15 protein-coding genes are annotated in these 17280 nt (G+C 66.1%); 12 read left to right on the top strand and 3 right to left on the bottom strand.

Annotation, left to right across the window (positions count from 1 at the left end):
* Nucleotides 1–73: 73 nt before the first annotated feature.
* A complete protein-coding gene (locus tag BM171_RS14915) occupies nt 74–1702 on the top strand; it encodes an AfsR/SARP family transcriptional regulator (RefSeq protein WP_093014147.1) in 1629 nt (542 codons plus the stop codon).
* Nucleotides 1703–1705: 3 nt separating this feature from the next.
* On the opposite strand, the gene BM171_RS14920 is transcribed toward BM171_RS14915, so the two are convergent.
* The 3 genes from BM171_RS14920 to BM171_RS14930 are packed head-to-tail and all read right to left on the bottom strand — an operon-like array spanning nt 1706 to nt 6037.
* Complete coding sequence (locus tag BM171_RS14920) at nt 1706–2755, bottom strand: FAD-binding oxidoreductase (RefSeq protein WP_093014150.1); 1050 nt, start codon at nt 2753–2755, stop codon at nt 1706–1708.
* 8 nt (nt 2756–2763) lie between these two features.
* Complete coding sequence (locus tag BM171_RS14925; protein ID WP_093014153.1) at nt 2764–3999, bottom strand: aromatic ring-hydroxylating oxygenase subunit alpha; 1236 nt, start codon at nt 3997–3999, stop codon at nt 2764–2766.
* Between the two features lies 1 nt (nt 4000).
* On the bottom strand, nt 4001–6037 hold the full coding sequence (locus BM171_RS14930) for an NADH:flavin oxidoreductase (RefSeq protein WP_093014156.1): 2037 nt from the start codon (nt 6035–6037) through the stop codon (nt 4001–4003).
* Nucleotides 6038–6312: 275 nt separating this feature from the next.
* On the opposite strand from BM171_RS14930, the gene BM171_RS14935 reads away from it, so the two are divergent.
* From BM171_RS14935 to BM171_RS14985, 11 genes are all read left to right on the top strand, one after another.
* Nucleotides 6313–7410: a transglutaminase-like domain-containing protein gene (locus BM171_RS14935; RefSeq protein WP_093014159.1), complete on the top strand. Its 1098-nt coding sequence runs from the start codon at nt 6313–6315 to the stop codon at nt 7408–7410.
* Nucleotides 7411–7576: 166 nt separating this feature from the next.
* Nucleotides 7577–8233, top strand: coding sequence for a paraquat-inducible protein A (locus BM171_RS14940; RefSeq protein ID WP_093014161.1), 657 nt, complete (start codon nt 7577–7579; stop codon nt 8231–8233).
* Entirely contained in the window at nt 8203–8847 is a 645-nt protein-coding gene (locus BM171_RS14945) for a paraquat-inducible protein A (RefSeq protein WP_093014164.1), read from the top strand. The genes BM171_RS14940 and BM171_RS14945 overlap by 31 nt, the downstream gene beginning before the upstream one ends.
* 3 nt (nt 8848–8850) lie before the next feature.
* On the top strand, nt 8851–11316 hold the full coding sequence (locus BM171_RS14950) for an MlaD family protein (protein ID WP_093014167.1): 2466 nt from the start codon (nt 8851–8853) through the stop codon (nt 11314–11316).
* Between the two features lie 5 nt (nt 11317–11321).
* On the top strand, nt 11322–11882 hold the full coding sequence (locus tag BM171_RS14955) for a PqiC family protein (RefSeq protein WP_093014170.1): 561 nt from the start codon (nt 11322–11324) through the stop codon (nt 11880–11882).
* Nucleotides 11883–11995: 113 nt separating this feature from the next.
* Nucleotides 11996–12619 (top strand): CDP-alcohol phosphatidyltransferase family protein, encoded by a 624-nt coding sequence (locus BM171_RS14960; RefSeq protein ID WP_093014173.1) that lies wholly within the window; start codon nt 11996–11998, stop codon nt 12617–12619.
* A complete protein-coding gene (locus BM171_RS14965; protein WP_093014176.1) occupies nt 12616–13830 on the top strand; it encodes an ABC transporter substrate-binding protein in 1215 nt (404 codons plus the stop codon). The genes BM171_RS14960 and BM171_RS14965 overlap by 4 nt, the downstream gene beginning before the upstream one ends.
* Before the next feature lie 64 nt (nt 13831–13894).
* A complete protein-coding gene (locus BM171_RS14970; protein WP_093014308.1) occupies nt 13895–15547 on the top strand; it encodes an ABC transporter permease in 1653 nt (550 codons plus the stop codon).
* Nucleotides 15540–16181 (top strand): ATP-binding cassette domain-containing protein, encoded by a 642-nt coding sequence (locus BM171_RS14975; protein WP_093014179.1) that lies wholly within the window; start codon nt 15540–15542, stop codon nt 16179–16181. Before BM171_RS14970 ends, BM171_RS14975 begins: the two co-directional genes overlap by 8 nt.
* A gap of 30 nt (nt 16182–16211) precedes the next feature.
* A complete protein-coding gene (locus BM171_RS14980; RefSeq protein WP_093014182.1) occupies nt 16212–16568 on the top strand; it encodes a CidA/LrgA family protein in 357 nt (118 codons plus the stop codon).
* Complete coding sequence (locus BM171_RS14985; RefSeq protein WP_093014184.1) at nt 16561–17277, top strand: LrgB family protein; 717 nt, start codon at nt 16561–16563, stop codon at nt 17275–17277. The genes BM171_RS14980 and BM171_RS14985 overlap by 8 nt, the downstream gene beginning before the upstream one ends.
* The last annotated feature ends 3 nt before the right edge of the window (nt 17278–17280 follow it).

Below are 17280 nucleotides of genomic sequence, written 5' to 3' on the forward strand. Positions count from 1 at the left end.
GCAAGCTCTCGGTGGCGCTTCCCGGAAGGCCCCGGATTTGCTAGCTTTCGTCGGGCACGGGAAGGGGAACAGGGTGACCGTGAAGATCCGTTTGATCGGAGATTTCCGCGTCCTCGATGACGCGGGATCGGACGTGACGCCGAATGCGGCGCGCGCACGCGCGCTTCTGGCGATCCTGGCCCGGTCTCCCGACTGCACCCGTTCGCGTCGCTGGATCGAGCAGACGCTTTGGCCGGACCGCAGCCCGGAGCAGGCCTCGGGATCGCTCCGGCAGGTGGTCAGCCAGATCCGAAAGGCGTTCGGTCCCCTGGCGGAGGACCACCTCGTCTCGACACGCGCGGCAATCTCGCTCGTGGATTGCACGACCGATATCGAGGTCGATCCGCGCTCCTGCCTCGATCGGCTCCGCAGCGGCGGTGATCTCCTGGAGGATGTCCGCCTCAAGGTTCCAGCCTATAAAAGCTGGCACCGCGAGGAGAAGAGCCGCATTCTGCAGACGCTCGAACGCACGGCCGGCGCGCTGACCCTCGGCGCGGGCGCCCCGCCACTCATGGGCCGACCATTATCCATCGAGGTCAAAGGCTTCGGCGAAAGCGCCCGCGAGACCGGTCAGTTCATCGGCGACATGCTTAGTCAGCAGATGGCGGGGCTGATCTCGGATTTCGGAACGTTCGACACATTGGTGGATCGGAGCGCGGAGGCCAAGGCAGGCGGCCTGACCCTGGCGATCCGTGCACTGACCGTCGGTGAGGAGGTTCAGATCCTCGCCGGGCTGACCGCGCAGGATTCCGGCAAGATGGTCTGGTCCGAGACCGCGCGGCTCGATGCACGCGCAGGCGATCTTCTGGGCCAGGGCGATGTGCCGAGCCTTGTCTATCACTCCGCCGAACGGGTTCTGACGCAGATGCTCGACGCGCGGGAGGATGCCGGGCTCAGCCTCAGGATCGACGCGCTCGTCAACGCGGCGATCGCCGCGATGTTCACCTACATGCCCGGAGAATTGCGCCGCGCCGAAGCGCTTCTTGCCGAAGCATACGCCTTGCGCCCATTGTCGCGCATCGCTGCATGGCGGAGCCTTTTGCGTCAGATCATGCTGGTGGAACGGACCGAGCAGAACCTCGAGGAGTTGCACGAGGAAGCGCGCGCCTTCGCCCACGCGGCGCTCGAGGGCAATGACGGCAACACGCTGGTGATGTCGCTCGTCGCGCAGCTGTTGGCGATCCTCGAGAACGACACGGTGGTGAGCGCGGTGCTGGCTCGCGACGCTGTGGAGGCGAGCCGGTTCAACGCCTTTGCCCATTCCGCCGCGGCGACGGTGGCCTTGCGCGCGGGCGATACGGCGGCGGCGCTCGCCGCCTCAGAACACGCCGCCCGGCTCGCGGGCCGGGCCGCCTCGGCGCATTGGTTCGACACCATCGCGGGGCTCTCGGCGATCTCGGCGGGGGATCTCGACCAGGCGGTGCGCCATTATGAGCGCGCCCATGCCCGCGCGCCGCATTTCCGCGCCCCCATGCGGCACTTGCTGTGCCTCTACGCCGCGCAAGGCGAGGCGCAGAAATCGGCGCAGATGGCCCGCGCCCTCAAGCGTATCGAGCCCGATTTCGACGTGCTCCGCATCCGTGAAGACGAAACCTATCCCGTCTTCACGCTGCGCCAGTCGAACCTTCTGCCGTCGCACGAGATGGCGCTCGACCTGCTGTGACCCTCAGGCGTCGACTTCAACCTTGCCGATCGGGTGCGAGCAACAGGCGAGGATATATCCCTCTTCGATATCCTCCTCCGAGATCCCGCCGTTATGGACCATGTGGACCTCGCCCGCGGTCTTCCTGATCTTGCACGTGCCGCAGATCCCGAAGGTGCAGCCCGAGGGGATTCGCAGACCGTTCGCCCGAGAGAGCGACAGGACGGTATCGGTCTCGTGGCAAGAAACGTGCAGCCCGCTCTTCGAGAAGACCACCTCGGCCTCGGTGGCGTCCTGAGGCACGGTGTCGTCGAACTCGGGCACGTCCTCGGCCTTGGCCACGGGTGCCTCGAAGCTCTCCTGGTGGTAGTGATCCATGTCGAAGCCGAGCCCCGCAAGGCCCTCGCGCACCATCGTCATGAAGTCCTCGGGCCCGCAGCAATAGACCTCGCGTTCGAGGTAATCAGGCGCCATCAAGCCCAGCATCAGCTGGTTGAAGCGGCCGAGATACCCGGTCCAGACCTCGTAGGGCTCCTCCTCGGTGACGGCGAAGCTGAGATGCAGGCCGGGCACCCGGCTTGCCATATGAATGAGCCGCTGCCGGAAAATCAGCTCGGAGGGCCGCCGCGCGCAGGCCACGAGCCGCGCATCGGGCATGTCGCCCTTGTCGTAGAGGTAAGAGGCCATCGACATCATCGGCGTGATGCCGGAGCCCGCCGCGATGAAGAGAAACTTCTTCTCGGGGTCGTCGAGGGTGAAATGCCCTGCCGGTCCGAAGGCGCGCATCTTCATGCCCGGCCCCAGGTTGTCGAACATCCAGCGCGTGCCGATGCTGTCCGGCTGGCACTTGATCGTGACCGAGATCGTCAGCGGCCGCGAGGGCGTCGAAGACAGCGTGTAGGTGCGGTGGATCGGCCCGCCCTTCACCGGCACTTCGAGCGTGATGAACTGCCCCGGCTTGTAGCGGAACGGTTTGCCCGAGGCGGCGCGGAACGCGAATGTCTTCACGTTCGGTGCCTCGGGCACGACCATCGTGCAGATAAGCTCTTCGGTGTCGGTCCAGTATTCGGACATGCCCTGCCTCACTCGGCCGCGTAGAGGGCGCGGCCCGTGAGCCGCGACGTCATCGTTTCGCAATACCAGTCGACGAATTGCGCGACGCCGGATTCCTGCGCTGCGCTGTAGGGGCCGGGCTCGTAGGCCGGCGAGTTGATGCCGCGCTGGTTCTCCTCGATGATCTCGCGATCCTCGTCGTTGGTGTGAATCCAGACGGTCGTCAGGCGCTCGAGGTCATAATCTTGCCCCTCGACGGCGTCCTTGTGGACGAACCACTTGGTCGTGACCTGGGTCTCCTGCGGGCCGACGGGCTTCACGGAGAACAGGATCACCATGTCCGACAGAAAGTGGTTCCAGGTGTTGGGATAGTGGAAGAAGAGCAGCGTGCCCGCATCGCGGATCGTCACATCGCCCACCAGCTTCTCGCAGGCCTGCTTGCCGTCGAGCGTGTAGCTGACCGACGATCCCACGAGCGGCACACGGACAAAGCGCCACTGCTCGTTGGGCGCGATCGTGAATTCGGAGGGAAGGCCCGCCTTTTCGCATTTCTGCAGATGCGCCGCGATCACCGGATCGTCCTTGCCCGACCCGTCGCCCGCGATGTTGGGGTTGTCATCGAAGGTCACGCACAGCGAGGGATGGCTGCCCGAACAATGGTAGCATTCGCGGTTGTTCTCGATCACGAGCTTCCAGTTCGCCTTCTCGACGATGGTGGTCTCGTGGGCCAGCTTGCACTCGGAGAGCTTGTGCGGCCCGGCATATTTTTGCGCCATCTCAGCCATCGCGTCGAATGCGGGAGCCTCCGCGCCGAGGCAGATGAAGAGGATGCCGGCGGCCTCACGGCAATGCACGGTCTTGAGCCCGTGCTGCGAGGGGTCGAATTCCGGCCCCATGTCGCGCGCCCAGAGCAGCTTGCCGTCTAGATCGTAGGTCCATTGGTGATAGGGACAGACGAGTTTCGGCGCGGAGCCCTTGTGTGTCTTGCAGATCCGGGAGCCACGATGGCGGCAGGAATTGTGGAAGGCGCGCGCCACGCCGTCCGCGCCACGCACGACGATGACCGAATAGGCGCCGATCTCGACCGTCATGTGGTTGCCGGTCTTGGGGATCTCGGAGCCCGCGCCGACGAGCAGCCAGTCGCGGTACCAGATCCGCTCCATGTCGACGTCGAACATCTCGGGATCGGTATAAAGCGCGCGCGGCAGCGTGTAGCCCGGCCGGCGGCTCATCAGGTGGGAGAGCATATCCGATTGTGCACTCATGTCAGATGTCCTTCACAAGACGCAGCGCGTCATAGATTGCAGCATGGGTATTGCGGGCCGAGACGGCATCGCCGATCCGGTAGAGCGTGAATGCGCCGTCCGGGTTGCGGCCCTCGGGCTGGGGACGGCCCTCGATCAGTGCGTCCTGGTCCACCGCGCCGAGATTGCGCGAGCGCGGTTTGAGGTCGAAATACAGCTCGTCCATCGGCAGCGTTCCGTGATTGACCACGACCTGATCGAAGTCGCGCGTCTCGCGGTGGGCCGAGTAATCCGTGCCGATATGCGCGGTGAGCATGTTGCCGGTCCGGGTCACGTCCTTCAGCCGATAGGTGACGGTGAACCGCACGTCCTTGTCCTGGAGCGCGCGCATGTATGGCACAAGGTTCATCGCCATCACGTCGGGCGCGAAGCTGCGGTCGGGCGTCATGATCTCCACATGCGCGCCAGTCTTGGCGATGACTTCCGCAGCCTGAAGGCCGGTGTGATCGCCCGCGTCATCGTAGACGAGAACGCGGGTGCCGGGCTTCACATCGCCCGCGATGATGTCCCAGGCGGAGACGACGAGATCGTTGCCGGTCTCACAGACCTCTGTATGCGGCAGGCCCCCCGTGGCGACGATCACCACGTCGGGCGACAACTCGGCCACGTCCTCGGCCTCGGCATAGGTGTTGAAACGGAAGTCCACGTCGCGCGCGGCGCATTGCGCCATGCGCCAGTCGATGATCGAGATCATCTCACGGCGACGTTCGGATTGCGCGGTTAGCCGCACCTGCCCGCCCGGATCGGGCTGGACCTCGAAGACGGTCACGGCATGGCCGCGCTCGGCGGCGACGCGCGCCGCTTCGAGCCCGGCGGGCCCCGCCCCGACGACGGCGACCTTCTTCTTCACTTCTGCGGGCGCGATTATGTGCGGCATCGACAGCTCGCGGCCCGTGGCGGCGTTGTGAATGCAGAGCGCCTCTCCGGCGGCATAGATCCGGTCGAGGCAGTAGGTCGCGCCGACACAGGGACGGATGTCGTCCTCGCGGTTTTCCATGATCTTGCGGACGATGAACGGGTCGGCCATGTGCGCCCGCGTCATCCCCACCATGTCGAGAAGCCCCGAGGAGACCGCATGCCGCGCGGTCGCGACGTCCGGGATCTTTGCGGCGTGGAAGGTCGGCATCCCGGTTTCCTTCCGGATCGTGCCCGCGAAGTCGATGAAGGGCGCGTTCTTCATGCCCTGAACGGGAATCACGTCGGTCAGGCCCGGGTCGGTGTCGATATGACCCTTGATGACGTTCAGAAAGTCGACCTTGCCGCTGTCTGCAAGTCGGCGAGAGATCTCGAGACCTTCCTCGACCGAGATCCCGCCCTCGAGCCGCTCATCGGCGGTATAGCGGATGCCCACGATGAAGTCCTCGCCGACACGGGCGCGGATCGCGTCGAGCACATCCCAGGTAAAGCGCAGGCGGTTGTCGAGCGAGCCGCCATAGGGACTGTCGAGCGCGTTGGTGAGCGGCGACCAGAACTGGTCCATCAGGTGCCCGTAGGCCTGAAGCTCGATCCCGTCCATGCCGCCGGCCTTCATGCGCTCCGCCGCGTCGGCATAGTCCTCGATGATGCGCTCGATCTCCCAATCCTCGACCATCTTCGGGAAGGCGCGATGCGCCGGCTCCCGCTCGTGGCCAGGAGAGACCGCCGGCAACCAATCGCCCTTGTTCCAATGCGTGCGGCGACCGAGATGGGTGAGCTGGATCATCACCGCGCAGCCATGCTCGTGGCAGGCATCGGTGAGATCCCGGATCCACGGCACCACCTCGTCTTTGTAGGCGAGGATATTGTTGAAGACCGGCGGGGAGTTGCGCGACACCGCCGCGGAGCCCGCGGTCATGGCAAGCGCGACGCCCGCTTTCGCGCGCACCTCGTGATAGGCGCGATAGCGTGCCTTCGGCATTCCGTCCTCGGGATAGGCCGGTTCGTGCGCGGTGGTCATGATGCGGTTCTTCAGCGTCAGGTGCTTGAGCTGATAGGGCTGCAAAAGGGGATCGTTACGCATGAGGGTATCCTGTCGGCCTTGCCGTGAGGGTCGAGCGCCCTCCGGTCTTGCAGCGACACATCGGAGAATCGCGCTCTTGCCGCGTGCCGCAAGGCGACTACGGCGGGTCTAATTGCGACCACCCGCTCAAATCGGCGCAATAGCCCGCTATAAGCGGCTGAACGCGCGTCACGACATGCCTCATTTGCAGGCAAACCGCCCGCGCGGACGCGCCGCGTTGCACAACATCTGCCGCTTGGCTATCCGCCAGCAAAGGTCTCAGTGCGGAGTTCTCGATGACCACGATCACACGGCGACATGTTCTGGCCCTCGGCGCGGCGACGGCTTTCGTTCAAGCAGCCCCGGCGCTCGGCGCGGCGCGGTTCGCACCCGGCTCACCGGAATGGCGAACATTCGAGCTGACGACACGCGTGCGCCTCGACCGCGCCGGACGCACCGCGCAGGCCTGGATTCCGGTGCCGTCTCTCGATGCGCCGGATTGGTCACGTCCCGGCCCGACGCGATGGGACACGAACGCCCCGGAAGTCGTCTTGCGGAGGGACGCCGCGACCGGCGCGGCTTTCGTGCATGCGGTCTGGCCTGAAGGCGATGCACCGGCAACTCTCGATGTGGTCTCAACCGTCACCACGCGCGATCGCAGTGTCGATCCGGCCGGAGCCGGCGCAGACCCCTTATCGCAGGAAGAGCGCGCCCGGCATCTCGCCCCGACCGAGCTCATCCCGACCGACGGGATCGTTGCCGAGACAGCGGCTGAGATCACGCAAGGCAAGACGGGCGATCTGGAGAAAGCGCGCGCGATCTATGACTGGGTCGTCGAGACCACGACCCGCAACCCCGAGACTCGCGGCTGCGGACTTGGCGACGTGGCCTCGATGCTGCATTCGGGCAACCTCACCGGCAAATGCGCGGATCTCAATGCGCTCTTTGTGGGCCTGGCCCGCGCCGCCGGCCTGCCCGCACGCGATCTCTACGGCTTGCGGGTCGCGCCCTCGGCCTTCGGCTACAAGAGCCTCGGGGCAGGATCGTCCAACGTGACCGGCGCGCAGCATTGCCGCGCCGACGTCTTCATCGAGGGCGCAGGCTGGGTGCCCGCCGATCCGGCAGATGTGCGCAAGGTGATCCTCGAGGAGCCGCCGCGCGATCTCGAGCTTGGCGATCCCGAGGTGCGTGCCGTGCGCGCAGGTCTGTTCGGCGCGGCGGAAGGCAACTGGGTTCCGCTCAACGACGCCCACGATGTCGCCTTGCCGGGCTCATCCGGCGCGCCGGTGCCGTTCCTGATGTATCCGCAGGCAGAGATCGGCGGCGTGCGACGGGATGAGCTCGACCCCGAACGCTTTGCCTATGAGATCTTCGCCGCAGAACGGGAAGGCTAGTCCGCGCGGCTTTGCTCACTATGTCTTGAACGCGAAGGGACGGCTTTTTCGCCCGGCAGCTACGTGTCTCCACGCGGCGGGCCCGTCCCTGACCTTTCGCTCGCCCGCGTAGCCACATAGAGTGCGCCGGGTTGCGACTATCGCAGAGCGCTAGAAAGAGGAGCGCATGACAACAGCCACCGCGTCAGAATACGCAGCGGCCCCGGACGTTCCGATCGAGGATCTGATGGCCTGCCCGCATTGCGACGCGCTTTACGTCGCGCGCCTGCCCGAGCCGGGCGGCCGCGCGGTCTGCCGCGATTGTCACACCGTGCTCATCTCGCCGCGCCGGAAAGCGGGCGCGCGCATCATCGCGATGACGCTAGCGGTGATGATCCTCGTGATCTCCGCGCTGTTCTTTCCGTTTCTCGACATCAACGCGCAAGGCTTCGGCAACTCGACCTCGATCCTCGATGCCGCGTCGAGCTTCCGCTCGGGCTACATGACCTTCCTGTCGATCGTCGTCGCCGCCGCGATCATCGTCATTCCGCTGGTGCGAACGATGCTGATCGTCTACGTCCTCACGCCCGTCGTCTTCGACTTCAAACCCTGGCCGCAGGCACGGCGGGCTTTCCGTCTCAGCCAGGAGCTCAAGCCCTGGGCGATGGCGGAGATTTTCGCCATCGGGTGCGCCGTGGCTTTGGTCAAGGTCGCCGATCTGGCCAATATCGGCTTCGGCCCCGCTTTCTGGATGTTTGCCGTCCTGGTCATCCTTGTTCTGGTAAACGATAATTATTTGTGTACCTGGTCTGTATGGAAATCCCTGGAACTGGAAGAAGAGTAACGGCGCGCGAGGCGGGCCTCGTGGCTTGCCGTCGCTGCGCCCGCGTCTGGCCGATGGGCCAGGAGCGCTGTTCGCGTTGCGGCAGCCGCCTTGAGTCGCGCGACCCCGCCAGCCTGCAAAAGGTCTGGGCGTGGTGGGTCGCGGGCGTGATCGCCTATATCCCCGCCAATATCTATCCAATGCTGTCGACGAATACGCTGGTCTCCTCGACCGAGAACACCATCGTGGGCGGCGCGGTCGAAATCGCGAAATACGGCTCTTACGGGGTCGCGGCGATCATTCTGATCGCGAGCGTGCTCATCCCGGTGGGCAAGTTCCTGGCGATCGCCTTTCTTGCAATCTCGGCGCGGCGCGGCTCGTCGGTGCCGGCGCGCAAACGCACCCATCTCTACGAGATCGTGGAGTTCATCGGCCGTTGGTCGATGATCGACGTCTTCGTCGTCGCGATCCTCTCATCGCTCGTGCAGCTTTCGGTCGTGGCCTCTATCCGGCCGGGCCCCGCGGCTTTCACTTTCGCGCTTTCCGTCATATTCACCATGCTCTCCGCGCAATCCTTCGATCCGCGTCTCATCTGGGACGCGCGTTTCCGCGGAACCAAGAGGACCCGTCGCTGATCCATGTCTGATAACGATAACACCGTCTCGCCCGATCCCGTCCCGCTCGAGGAGGGCAAGAAATCCGTCTGGAGCCGGATCTCCTTTATCTGGCTGATCCCGGTGATCGCGCTCGCCGTGGCCCTTGGTGCCGCCTATCGCAATTACGCCGAACAAGGCCCGCTGATCGAGATCACCTTCGACAACGCGGCCGGCGTGAAATCAGGCGAGACACTGCTGCGGTATCGCGACATCGAGGTCGGTCTCGTCGAGGACGTGCGCTTCAGCCCCGATCTTGAAAAGGTCATCGCCGAGATCCGCGTCGACAACGAAGTTGCCGATTATATCGACGCGGAAAGCCGGTTCTGGGTCGTTCGCCCCGAAGTCTCCGCGCGCGGTGTGACAGGCCTCGATACGGTGCTGTCGGGTGTCTACATCCAGGGCGCATGGGATAGCGAGCCGAGCGGCTTCACGAGCCGGTTCGAGGGCCTCACCAGCGCGCCGCTTCTGGGCGCTGACCAGCAAGGGGTGCAGTTCACGCTGCGCTCCACCGACGGGCTGCCCGCGGCGAACACGCCGATCTATTACAAGGGCGTTCAGGTCGGCCAGGTTGCCGCTGCCGAGATCAACGCGGACGGCACGGGCGTCGTCTCGCAGGCGGTGATCTTCGAGCCGCACACGGAGCTTGTCACCACCGCGACGCGGTTCTGGGACGTCTCCGGGTTCTCCTTCTCGCTCGGCACCTCCGGCGCACGGCTCAATTTCGACAGCTTCGCCTCGCTCATTTCCGGCGGCGTCACCTTCGAGACGATGGGCTCTGGCGGCATGCCGCTGGAAGACGGCACGGAGTTCCAGCTATTCGGCGACGAAGACGCCGCGCGTGACGACTTCCTCGTTGAAGGCGACGGTCAGAGCGTGACGATGAGCATGGTCTTCGATCAGAACCTCTCGGGGCTCTCGACAGGCGCGCCGGTCGAACTCGGGGGCTTGCGCGTGGGCGAAGTCTCCTCGATCACCGGCCTCGTCGATGCCGAGCGGTTCGGCGACAACGATGTGCACCTTCTGACCACCGTGCGGATCAATCCGGGACGGATCGGGCTTGGCGAAGGCGCCGAAGAGGAAGAGCTTTTCACCTACCTCGAAACGCGGATCGCCGAAGGCATGCGCGCGCGGCTGACCAACGCCTCGCTCCTGACAGGCGGGCTGAAGGTCGTGCTGGTCGAAGTCGACGACGCCGAAGAGGCCACGCTCCTGCGCGACGCCGATCCCTATCCGCAGATCCCGACGGCACCGGCAGATGTGACCGACATCTCCAACTCGGCGCAGGGCGTCTTGCAGCGCGTCAGCGATCTTCCCATCGAGGAGGTCATGCAATCGGCGATCGGGTTCCTCAACAACGCCACGGCGCTGGTCGGCAGCCAGGCGCTGCAGGAGGCCCCCGAAGAGCTTCGCGGCATCCTCGAGGCCGTGCGCGGCGTCGCGGAGAGCGAGGACGTGCAAGGCCTGCCCGGACAAGTGTCGGGCGTCGTCGGTAACCTCGGAGAGATCTCCAACTCGCTCAACAACATCATCGCGGAGCTGGAGCGTCAGGGCATCGCGGAGACGCTCACCGCCGCGGTCGAAGACGTCGGCACCGCCGCCGATGGCCTGCCCGGCATCGTGGAGCAGGTCGATACCCTGGTCGCCAGCGCGAACGAGGTGCCACTGACCGAGCTGACGGGCGATGCGCAGGCGCTGCTCGCCTCGATCCGGGCCTATGTCGAGGATCCTGCGACGCAGGCGATCCCGGATGAGTTGGTCGCCGCGATGACCGAGGTTCAGACCATCCTGAACGATGTCAGCGGCCTCACCGGCAACGAGACGACGCAAGGACTGCCGGATCAGGTCTCGGGCGTGATCAGCAACCTTGGCGAGATCTCCAATTCGCTCAACAACATCGTCGCCGAGCTTGAGCGCGAAGGTATCGCCGCGCAGCTCACCCAGACGATCGAGGATGTGCGCGTCGCGGCAGACGGTCTCCCGGCCCTTGTCGATCAGGCGGACAGCATCCTGAACGAGGCCGGGGAAGTGCCGCTCGAGACGCTGGCGAACCGCACGTCGGAGCTTCTCGCCTCCGCCGAGGCGATCCTCGACCAGCAATCGACGCGTGATCTGCCGGAGGAGCTGAACGGCACGCTCGAGGAGCTGCGCCTCACGCTCTCCGAGCTGCGCGCTGGCGGCGTCGTGGAGAACACCAACGCCACGCTCGCCTCGGCACGGGATGCGGCCTCGGCCATCGAGGAGGCGACGCAGCTTCTGCCCGGCATCGCGACGCAGCTGCGGCAGGTGGCCAACCAGGCGGGCTCCACCCTCGGCGATTACAGCCGCGACTCCGCGTTCTCGCGCAACACGCGCGGGGCGATCCGGCAGATCGAGTCCGCCGCTGAGGCCATTGAACGGCTGGCGCGCACCATCGAACGCAATCCGAATTCGCTTATCCTGGGACGGTGACAGACATGACGATCACGACAACACGGCGCTTCGCCGCCATCGGACTTGCACTGGCCTTGGCCGCATGCGGCTCGGAAACCCGTTTCGCGAGTCCCATCGCGCCGCCCGAGGTGCGTGTGCCCTCGAGCTTCCCGAGCCTCGAAGTGGCCGAGGTGACGCTGCCGTCCTACGCCGCCGCGGAGGATATCTACCTGCGCGGTGCGGACGGGGCGATCTCGCCCGCGGGCACGCTCTGGGCAGATCTTCCGGCGCGGGCGATCACGCTGCAGCTCTCGCGGGATCTGGCGACGATCACCGGCGTGACGGTCGCGCCCGAACCCTGGCCGTTCCGCCCCTTCCCCGCCGCGCGTGTCGATGTGCGGCTTGAGGAGATGCTTGCCACGGCCGAGGGCACATTCCGCCTTGCCGGGCAGTATTTCGTCGCGCCCGAAGCGGGCGGCCGCGCTGCCTCGGGTCAGTTCGCCATCGTGGAGCCGATCGGCGGCGAAAGCGCGGCGGCGATCGCCAATGCACGCGGTCGGGCCGTGGCGCGGCTTGCGGAGGAAATCGCGCGCGAGGGCCTCTGAGCCAATCCTTGCGCCCGTTACGCCGTATCACGTTCGCGTAGGCGCGATGGACGGATAGGGGTGCGGGGTGCATTCATCGCAGCATCCTCGCACCTGAAGGTTTTGCGCCGCCCATGCTCGACGCCCATATCCGTCCCCTGATCGATCCGCCGCTCAACGCGGCGGGCCGGCAGCTTGCCGGTCTCGGGATCGGGGCGAATACGGTGACGCTTCTGGGGCTTGCCATCGGACTTGTCGCCGCGGCGATGATCGCGCTCGGCGCGCCGCTCTGGGCACTTGTTCCCCTGGTTGTCTCGCGCCTCGCGGACGGTCTCGACGGAGCGGTCGCGCGGGCCAGCCACAAGACCGATTACGGCGGCTACCTCGATATCGTCTGCGACTTTCTCTTCTATGGCGCCGTGCCTTTGGCCTTCGTGATCCACGACCCGGCGGCGAATGGTCTTGCGGGAGCCTTCCTGCTCACGTCCTTCTATTTCAACGGCACATCCTTCCTCGGCTACGCCATCCTCGCCGAGAAGCGTGAAATGGAGACATCGGCCCAAGGCTCGAAGTCGCTTTACTTCTCGAACGGGCTCCTGGAAGGCACCGAAACCATAGGGTTTTTCGTGCTGATCTGCCTGTTTGAACCATTTTTCGCCCCGCTTGCGTGGATATTCGGGACGCTCTGCTTTGCCACGGGCGCGCTCAGGCTTTGGGCGGCTCAATCCATCTTCACCAACGACCGGGAGACAGAATGACACATATTTCCTCCGCCCTGCCCTTCGCCCTCGCGGCGGCGCTGGCCTTGCCCGCCGCCGCGCAAGAGATCGACCCCGCCGATTGGGATGCCGTGAGCGATGCTGCGGACGGGCAAACCGTCTATTGGCATGCCTGGGGCGGCGACACCGCGACGAATGACTTCATCGCCTGGGTCGGCGAGCAGGTTGACGCTGAGTACGGCGTCACGCTTGAGCATGTGAAGCTATCCGATACCGGCGATGCGGTGACGCGTGTCCTGTCCGAGAAGCAGGCGGGCCAGGATGAAGACGGAGCGGTCGATCTCATTTGGATCAACGGTCCCAACTTCGCCTCCATGAAAGAGGCGGAGCTGCTCTTCGGCCCGTTCGCCGAGGAGCTTCCGAATTGGCAATATGTCGATGTCGAGGGCAAGACGGTTCAGACCGACTTCACCGTGCCGACGGACGGCCTGGAAGCGCCTTGGGCGATGGCGCAAGTCGTCTTCATGTACGACACCGCCGACATGGAGGGCCCGTTGGCCTCTTCCGAGGCGATCCTCGAATGGGCGAGCGCCAATCCGGGGCGCTTCACCTATCCCCAGCCGCCCGATTTCCTGGGCTCGACCTTCCTCAAGCAGACGCTGATCGAGCTGACAGACGACAACGACACGCTGGCAACGCCGGTCGAAGAGGCGGATTTCCAGGAAGTCACCGCGCCGCTTTGGGATTATCTCGACGCGCTGACGCCGAACCTCTGGCGGCAGGGCCGCGCCTACCCGGCCTCCGGCCCGGCGCAGATCCAGCTTCTGGCCGATAACGAGATCGACCTCGCGGTGTCCTTCAGCCCCAACGAGGCCTCGCGCAACATCGCGCAGAACCAATTGCCCGACACGATCCGCACCTTCGTGCTGGAGGACGGCACGCTCGGCAATGCCTCCTTCGTGGCGATCCCGTATAATTCGGGCTCCAAGGCGGGCGCGATGGTCGTCGCGAATTACCTGATGTCGCCCGAAGCGCAGGCGCGCGCGCAGGATCCCGAGGTTCTGGGCTACAATACGGTTCTCGCGATGGACAAGCTGAGCGAGGAGCAGCGCGCCGCCTTCGACGCGCTCGATCTCGGCATCGCGACGCTTTCGCCCGAAGAACTCGGCACCGTTCAGCCCGAGCCGCATCCGAGCTGGATGACGCGCATCACCGAGGAATGGATCGAGCGCTACGGCGTCGTCCAATAGGCTAAAAGTGCGCGGCGGCACTCCCTCCGAAGCGGGTCTTTTCGCCGCCGCGCCCGCGCTCACCATGCTGGCGATGCTTGGCCCCGTCGCAGCGGGGCTCGCAGGCACGCTTCTTCCCGCCTTCGGCTATCTGCCGGCGGCGGGGATCTCCGGGTTCTCTCTTGCGCCTTTCGTGGATCTCTTCGATTGGCCCGGCCTCGGTCAGGCGATGCGGCTGTCGGTCACGACCGGGCTTTTCGCGACCGCGCTTGCGCTGGCGGGGGTCACGCTGCTTTTCGCGGGCTGGTCGGGCACGCGCGCCTTCCGTGCGCTCGAGCGTCTCCTGTCGCCCCTTCTCTCCGTTCCGCACGCCGCGATGGCTTTCGGTCTCGCGTTCCTGATCGCGCCGTCGGGCTGGATCGCGCGCGGTCTCTCACCTTGGGCGACGGGATGGGAACGACCACCCGACATCCTGATCGTCCAGGACTCCCTCGGCATCACGATGACACTCGGGCTCGTCGCGAAAGAGATGCCGTTCCTGCTGCTGATGGGCCTTGCCGCGATGGGCCAGAGCGATGCGGCGCGGCGGATGCGCGTGGTGCAGGCGGCCGGATACGGACGGGTGACGGGATGGTTGAAGGCCGTCTTTCCGAGCATCTACGCGCAGATCCGGCTGCCGGTCTATGTCGTCCTCGCCTACTCCATGAGCGTCGTGGATGTCGCGCTGATCCTCGGCCCGTCGACACCCTCGCCACTATCGGTTCAGATCGTCCGCTGGATGAGCGATCCCGATCTCTCTATGCGGCTCGTGGCGTCCGCTGGCGCGCTGTTGCAGCTAGGTCTCGTCATCGGGGCGCTGGCGCTCTGGCGCGCAGGCGAGGCGCTGGTGGCTGTCCTCGGGCGGCGCTGGGTCATGCGCGGCGGGAGAGGCCGCGCGGCGGACCGGCTGTTCCGACCGCTCGGCGTCTTCGCGGGCAGCTTTTCGGCGGCCGTGATCCTTGGCGGCCTGGCCTGCCTCGCGGTCTGGTCCTTTGCCGGCTTCTGGGGCTTTCCCGACGCGCTGCCACAGGGATTTACCGCGCAGAACTGGATGCGGCACGGCCCAAGCGCGTGGGAGGCGACCGGGATCACCGCGCTCGTGGCTCTGATCGCGACCGGGATCGCCCTTCTTCTGTCCGTGGGCTGCCTCGAGGCCGAATACCGCAGGGGCCGCGCGATCAGCCCGACCGGGCTCTGGCTGGTGTACCTGCCGCTCCTGGTGCCGCAAATCGCGTTCCTGCCGGGTCTGCAGACGCTCCTTCTGATCCTCGGTTACGGTGCGGGCACCGGGCCGGTCATCATCGGGCATCTCGTCTTCGTCCTGCCATACGTCTTCCTGTCGCTCGGCGATACGTGGCGCGCCTGGGATCCGCGGGCGGGAATCGTCGCGCGGGCGCTCGGGGCGAGCCCGCTTGGCGTTCTGCTCCGGGTCCGCCTGCCGATGCTGACGCGCCCGTTGCTGACGGCCGCCGCTGTTGGCATCGCGGTCAGCGTCGGGCAATACCTGCCGACCCTGCTGATCGGGGGCGGCCGCGTTTCGACGCTGACCACCGAAGCCGTCGCGCTCGCCTCGGGCGGGGACCGGCGGGCCATCGGCGTCTTCGGCGTGGCGCAAACGCTGGCGGTGATGGTTCCCTTTGCGGGCGCTCTCCTGATACCTGCCGTCTTGTGGCGCAATCGGCGGGGGATGCATGGCTGAGGGCCTGACACTCGATAAGGTCGAGATCCTGCATGGAGACGCGCCGCTTGTCGCGCTCGACGCGCATATCGGCCCCGGCGAGGTGCTGAGCGTCATGGGGCCGTCTGGTATCGGCAAGTCGACGCTGCTGTCGCTCGTGACCGGCACGCTCGCGCCCGCGTTCAGGCACAAGGGCCGCGTGCGGCTCGACGGGCAGGACATCACGCGCGTTGCGCCCGAGGCCCGGCGGATCGGCATTCTTTTCCAGGACGACCTCCTCTTCCCACACCTTTCGGTCGGCGAGAACCTGGCCTTCGGCCTCTCCCGCGGTGGCAGCCGGACAGAGCGTCGCGCACGGATCGAGGAGGGGCTGGCGGAGATCGGACTTGAGGGTTTCGCCAATCGCGATCCCGCGACGCTCTCGGGCGGACAGAAAGCGCGGGTCGCGCTGATGCGGATGCTGCTGGCCGAGCCGCGCGCATTATTGCTCGACGAGGCGTTCTCGGGCCTCGATGCCGAACGTCGCGACCAGATGCGCAAGCTCGTCTTCGAGCGGGCGGAGCGGTGTCGCCTCCCGGTTCTCATGGTCACCCATGATCGCGCCGATGCAGAGGCGGCGCGCGGACGGGTTGTCGAGCTCGGAGCCCGCGCGTAGCGTCTTCCGACACGACCGGAGCCTCACGCCATGATCCGCAACATCGCGATCCTGCTCGCCTTTCAACTGGCCGGCGAAACGCTCGCCCGTGGCTTCGGTCTCGCGGTGCCGGGCCCGGTGATCGGCCTCGGCGGGCTGTTCGCCGCGCTCCTGTTCCTGCCGAAGCTGGCAGAGGCGATGCGGCCAACCGCAGAGGGATTGCTGGCGCATCTGTCGCTGCTCTTCGTGCCCGCCGGCGTCGGCGTCACCGCTCACCTCGCGACCTTCGCCGAGAACGGGCTCGCGCTTGCCACGGCGCTTGTCGGCTCGACGGTGCTGGCGATCCTCGCAGGCGTCGGCGCCTTCCGTCTGACCGCGCGGCTCACCGGGGGCGATGTCGATGAATGACCCGTTCGAGCTCTGGTCGTATCTCGCGCAAGAGCCCCTTCTGTGGCTCACCGTGACGCTGGTCGCTTACGTGGCAGCCGACCGGATCGCCGAGGCCGCGCATCGCCACCCGCTCGCCAATCCCGTGCTGATCGCCATCGTGCTGATCGCGGTCGTGCTCGGCCTCAGCGGGACGCCCTACCCCACCTATTTCGAAGGCGCGCAGTTCGTGCATTTCATGCTTGGTCCGGCCACGGTTGCGCTTGCGGTCCCGCTTCACGCCAATCTCGGGCGGGTGAAGCGCACGCTTCTGCCAATGATGGTGGCGCTTGTCGCGGGATCGCTGACGGCGATCCTGTCGGCACTCGGCATCGCCTGGGCGATGGGGGTCAGGGGCGAGACGCTGCTGTCCCTTGCGCCAAAATCGGCGACCGCGCCCGTCGCGCTTGGTGTGTCGGAGGCGGTGGGCGGCGAGCCGACGCTGACGGCGGTCCTGGTGATCCTCACGGGCATCACCGGGGCCATCGTCGCAACGCCGATGCTGAACGCGCTTCGGATCACCGACTGGCGCGCGCGGGGCTTCGCCGTCGGGCTTGCCGCGCACGGGATCGGGACGGCCCATGCGTTCCGCGTGAACTCCACGGCAGGGGCGTTCTCGGGAATCGGCATGGGCCTCAACGCGATCCTGACCGCGCTCCTGGCTCCGCTTGTCGTGGGCCTGCTCTTCTGAGCG

The organism is Roseivivax halotolerans (assembly GCF_900115815.1).
GTDB lineage: Bacteria > Pseudomonadota > Alphaproteobacteria > Rhodobacterales > Rhodobacteraceae > Roseivivax > Roseivivax halotolerans.

Coding starts and splice junctions, on each gene's coding strand:
- BM171_RS14920 (WP_093014150.1), bottom strand. CDS start 2,755: ATGTCCGAATACTGGACCGACACCGAAGAGCTTATCTGCACGATGGTC.
- BM171_RS14925 (WP_093014153.1), bottom strand. CDS start 3,999: ATGAGTGCACAATCGGATATGCTCTCCCACCTGATGAGCCGCCGGCCG.
- BM171_RS14930 (WP_093014156.1), bottom strand. CDS start 6,037: ATGCGTAACGATCCCCTTTTGCAGCCCTATCAGCTCAAGCACCTGACG.
- BM171_RS14935 (WP_093014159.1), top strand. CDS start 6,313: ATGACCACGATCACACGGCGACATGTTCTGGCCCTCGGCGCGGCGACG.
- BM171_RS14940 (WP_093014161.1), top strand. CDS start 7,577: ATGACAACAGCCACCGCGTCAGAATACGCAGCGGCCCCGGACGTTCCG.
- BM171_RS14945 (WP_093014164.1), top strand. CDS start 8,203: ATGGAAATCCCTGGAACTGGAAGAAGAGTAACGGCGCGCGAGGCGGGC.
- BM171_RS14950 (WP_093014167.1), top strand. CDS start 8,851: ATGTCTGATAACGATAACACCGTCTCGCCCGATCCCGTCCCGCTCGAG.
- BM171_RS14955 (WP_093014170.1), top strand. CDS start 11,322: ATGACGATCACGACAACACGGCGCTTCGCCGCCATCGGACTTGCACTG.
- BM171_RS14960 (WP_093014173.1), top strand. CDS start 11,996: ATGCTCGACGCCCATATCCGTCCCCTGATCGATCCGCCGCTCAACGCG.
- BM171_RS14965 (WP_093014176.1), top strand. CDS start 12,616: ATGACACATATTTCCTCCGCCCTGCCCTTCGCCCTCGCGGCGGCGCTG.
- BM171_RS14970 (WP_093014308.1), top strand. CDS start 13,895: ATGCTGGCGATGCTTGGCCCCGTCGCAGCGGGGCTCGCAGGCACGCTT.
- BM171_RS14975 (WP_093014179.1), top strand. CDS start 15,540: ATGGCTGAGGGCCTGACACTCGATAAGGTCGAGATCCTGCATGGAGAC.
- BM171_RS14980 (WP_093014182.1), top strand. CDS start 16,212: ATGATCCGCAACATCGCGATCCTGCTCGCCTTTCAACTGGCCGGCGAA.
- BM171_RS14985 (WP_093014184.1), top strand. CDS start 16,561: ATGAATGACCCGTTCGAGCTCTGGTCGTATCTCGCGCAAGAGCCCCTT.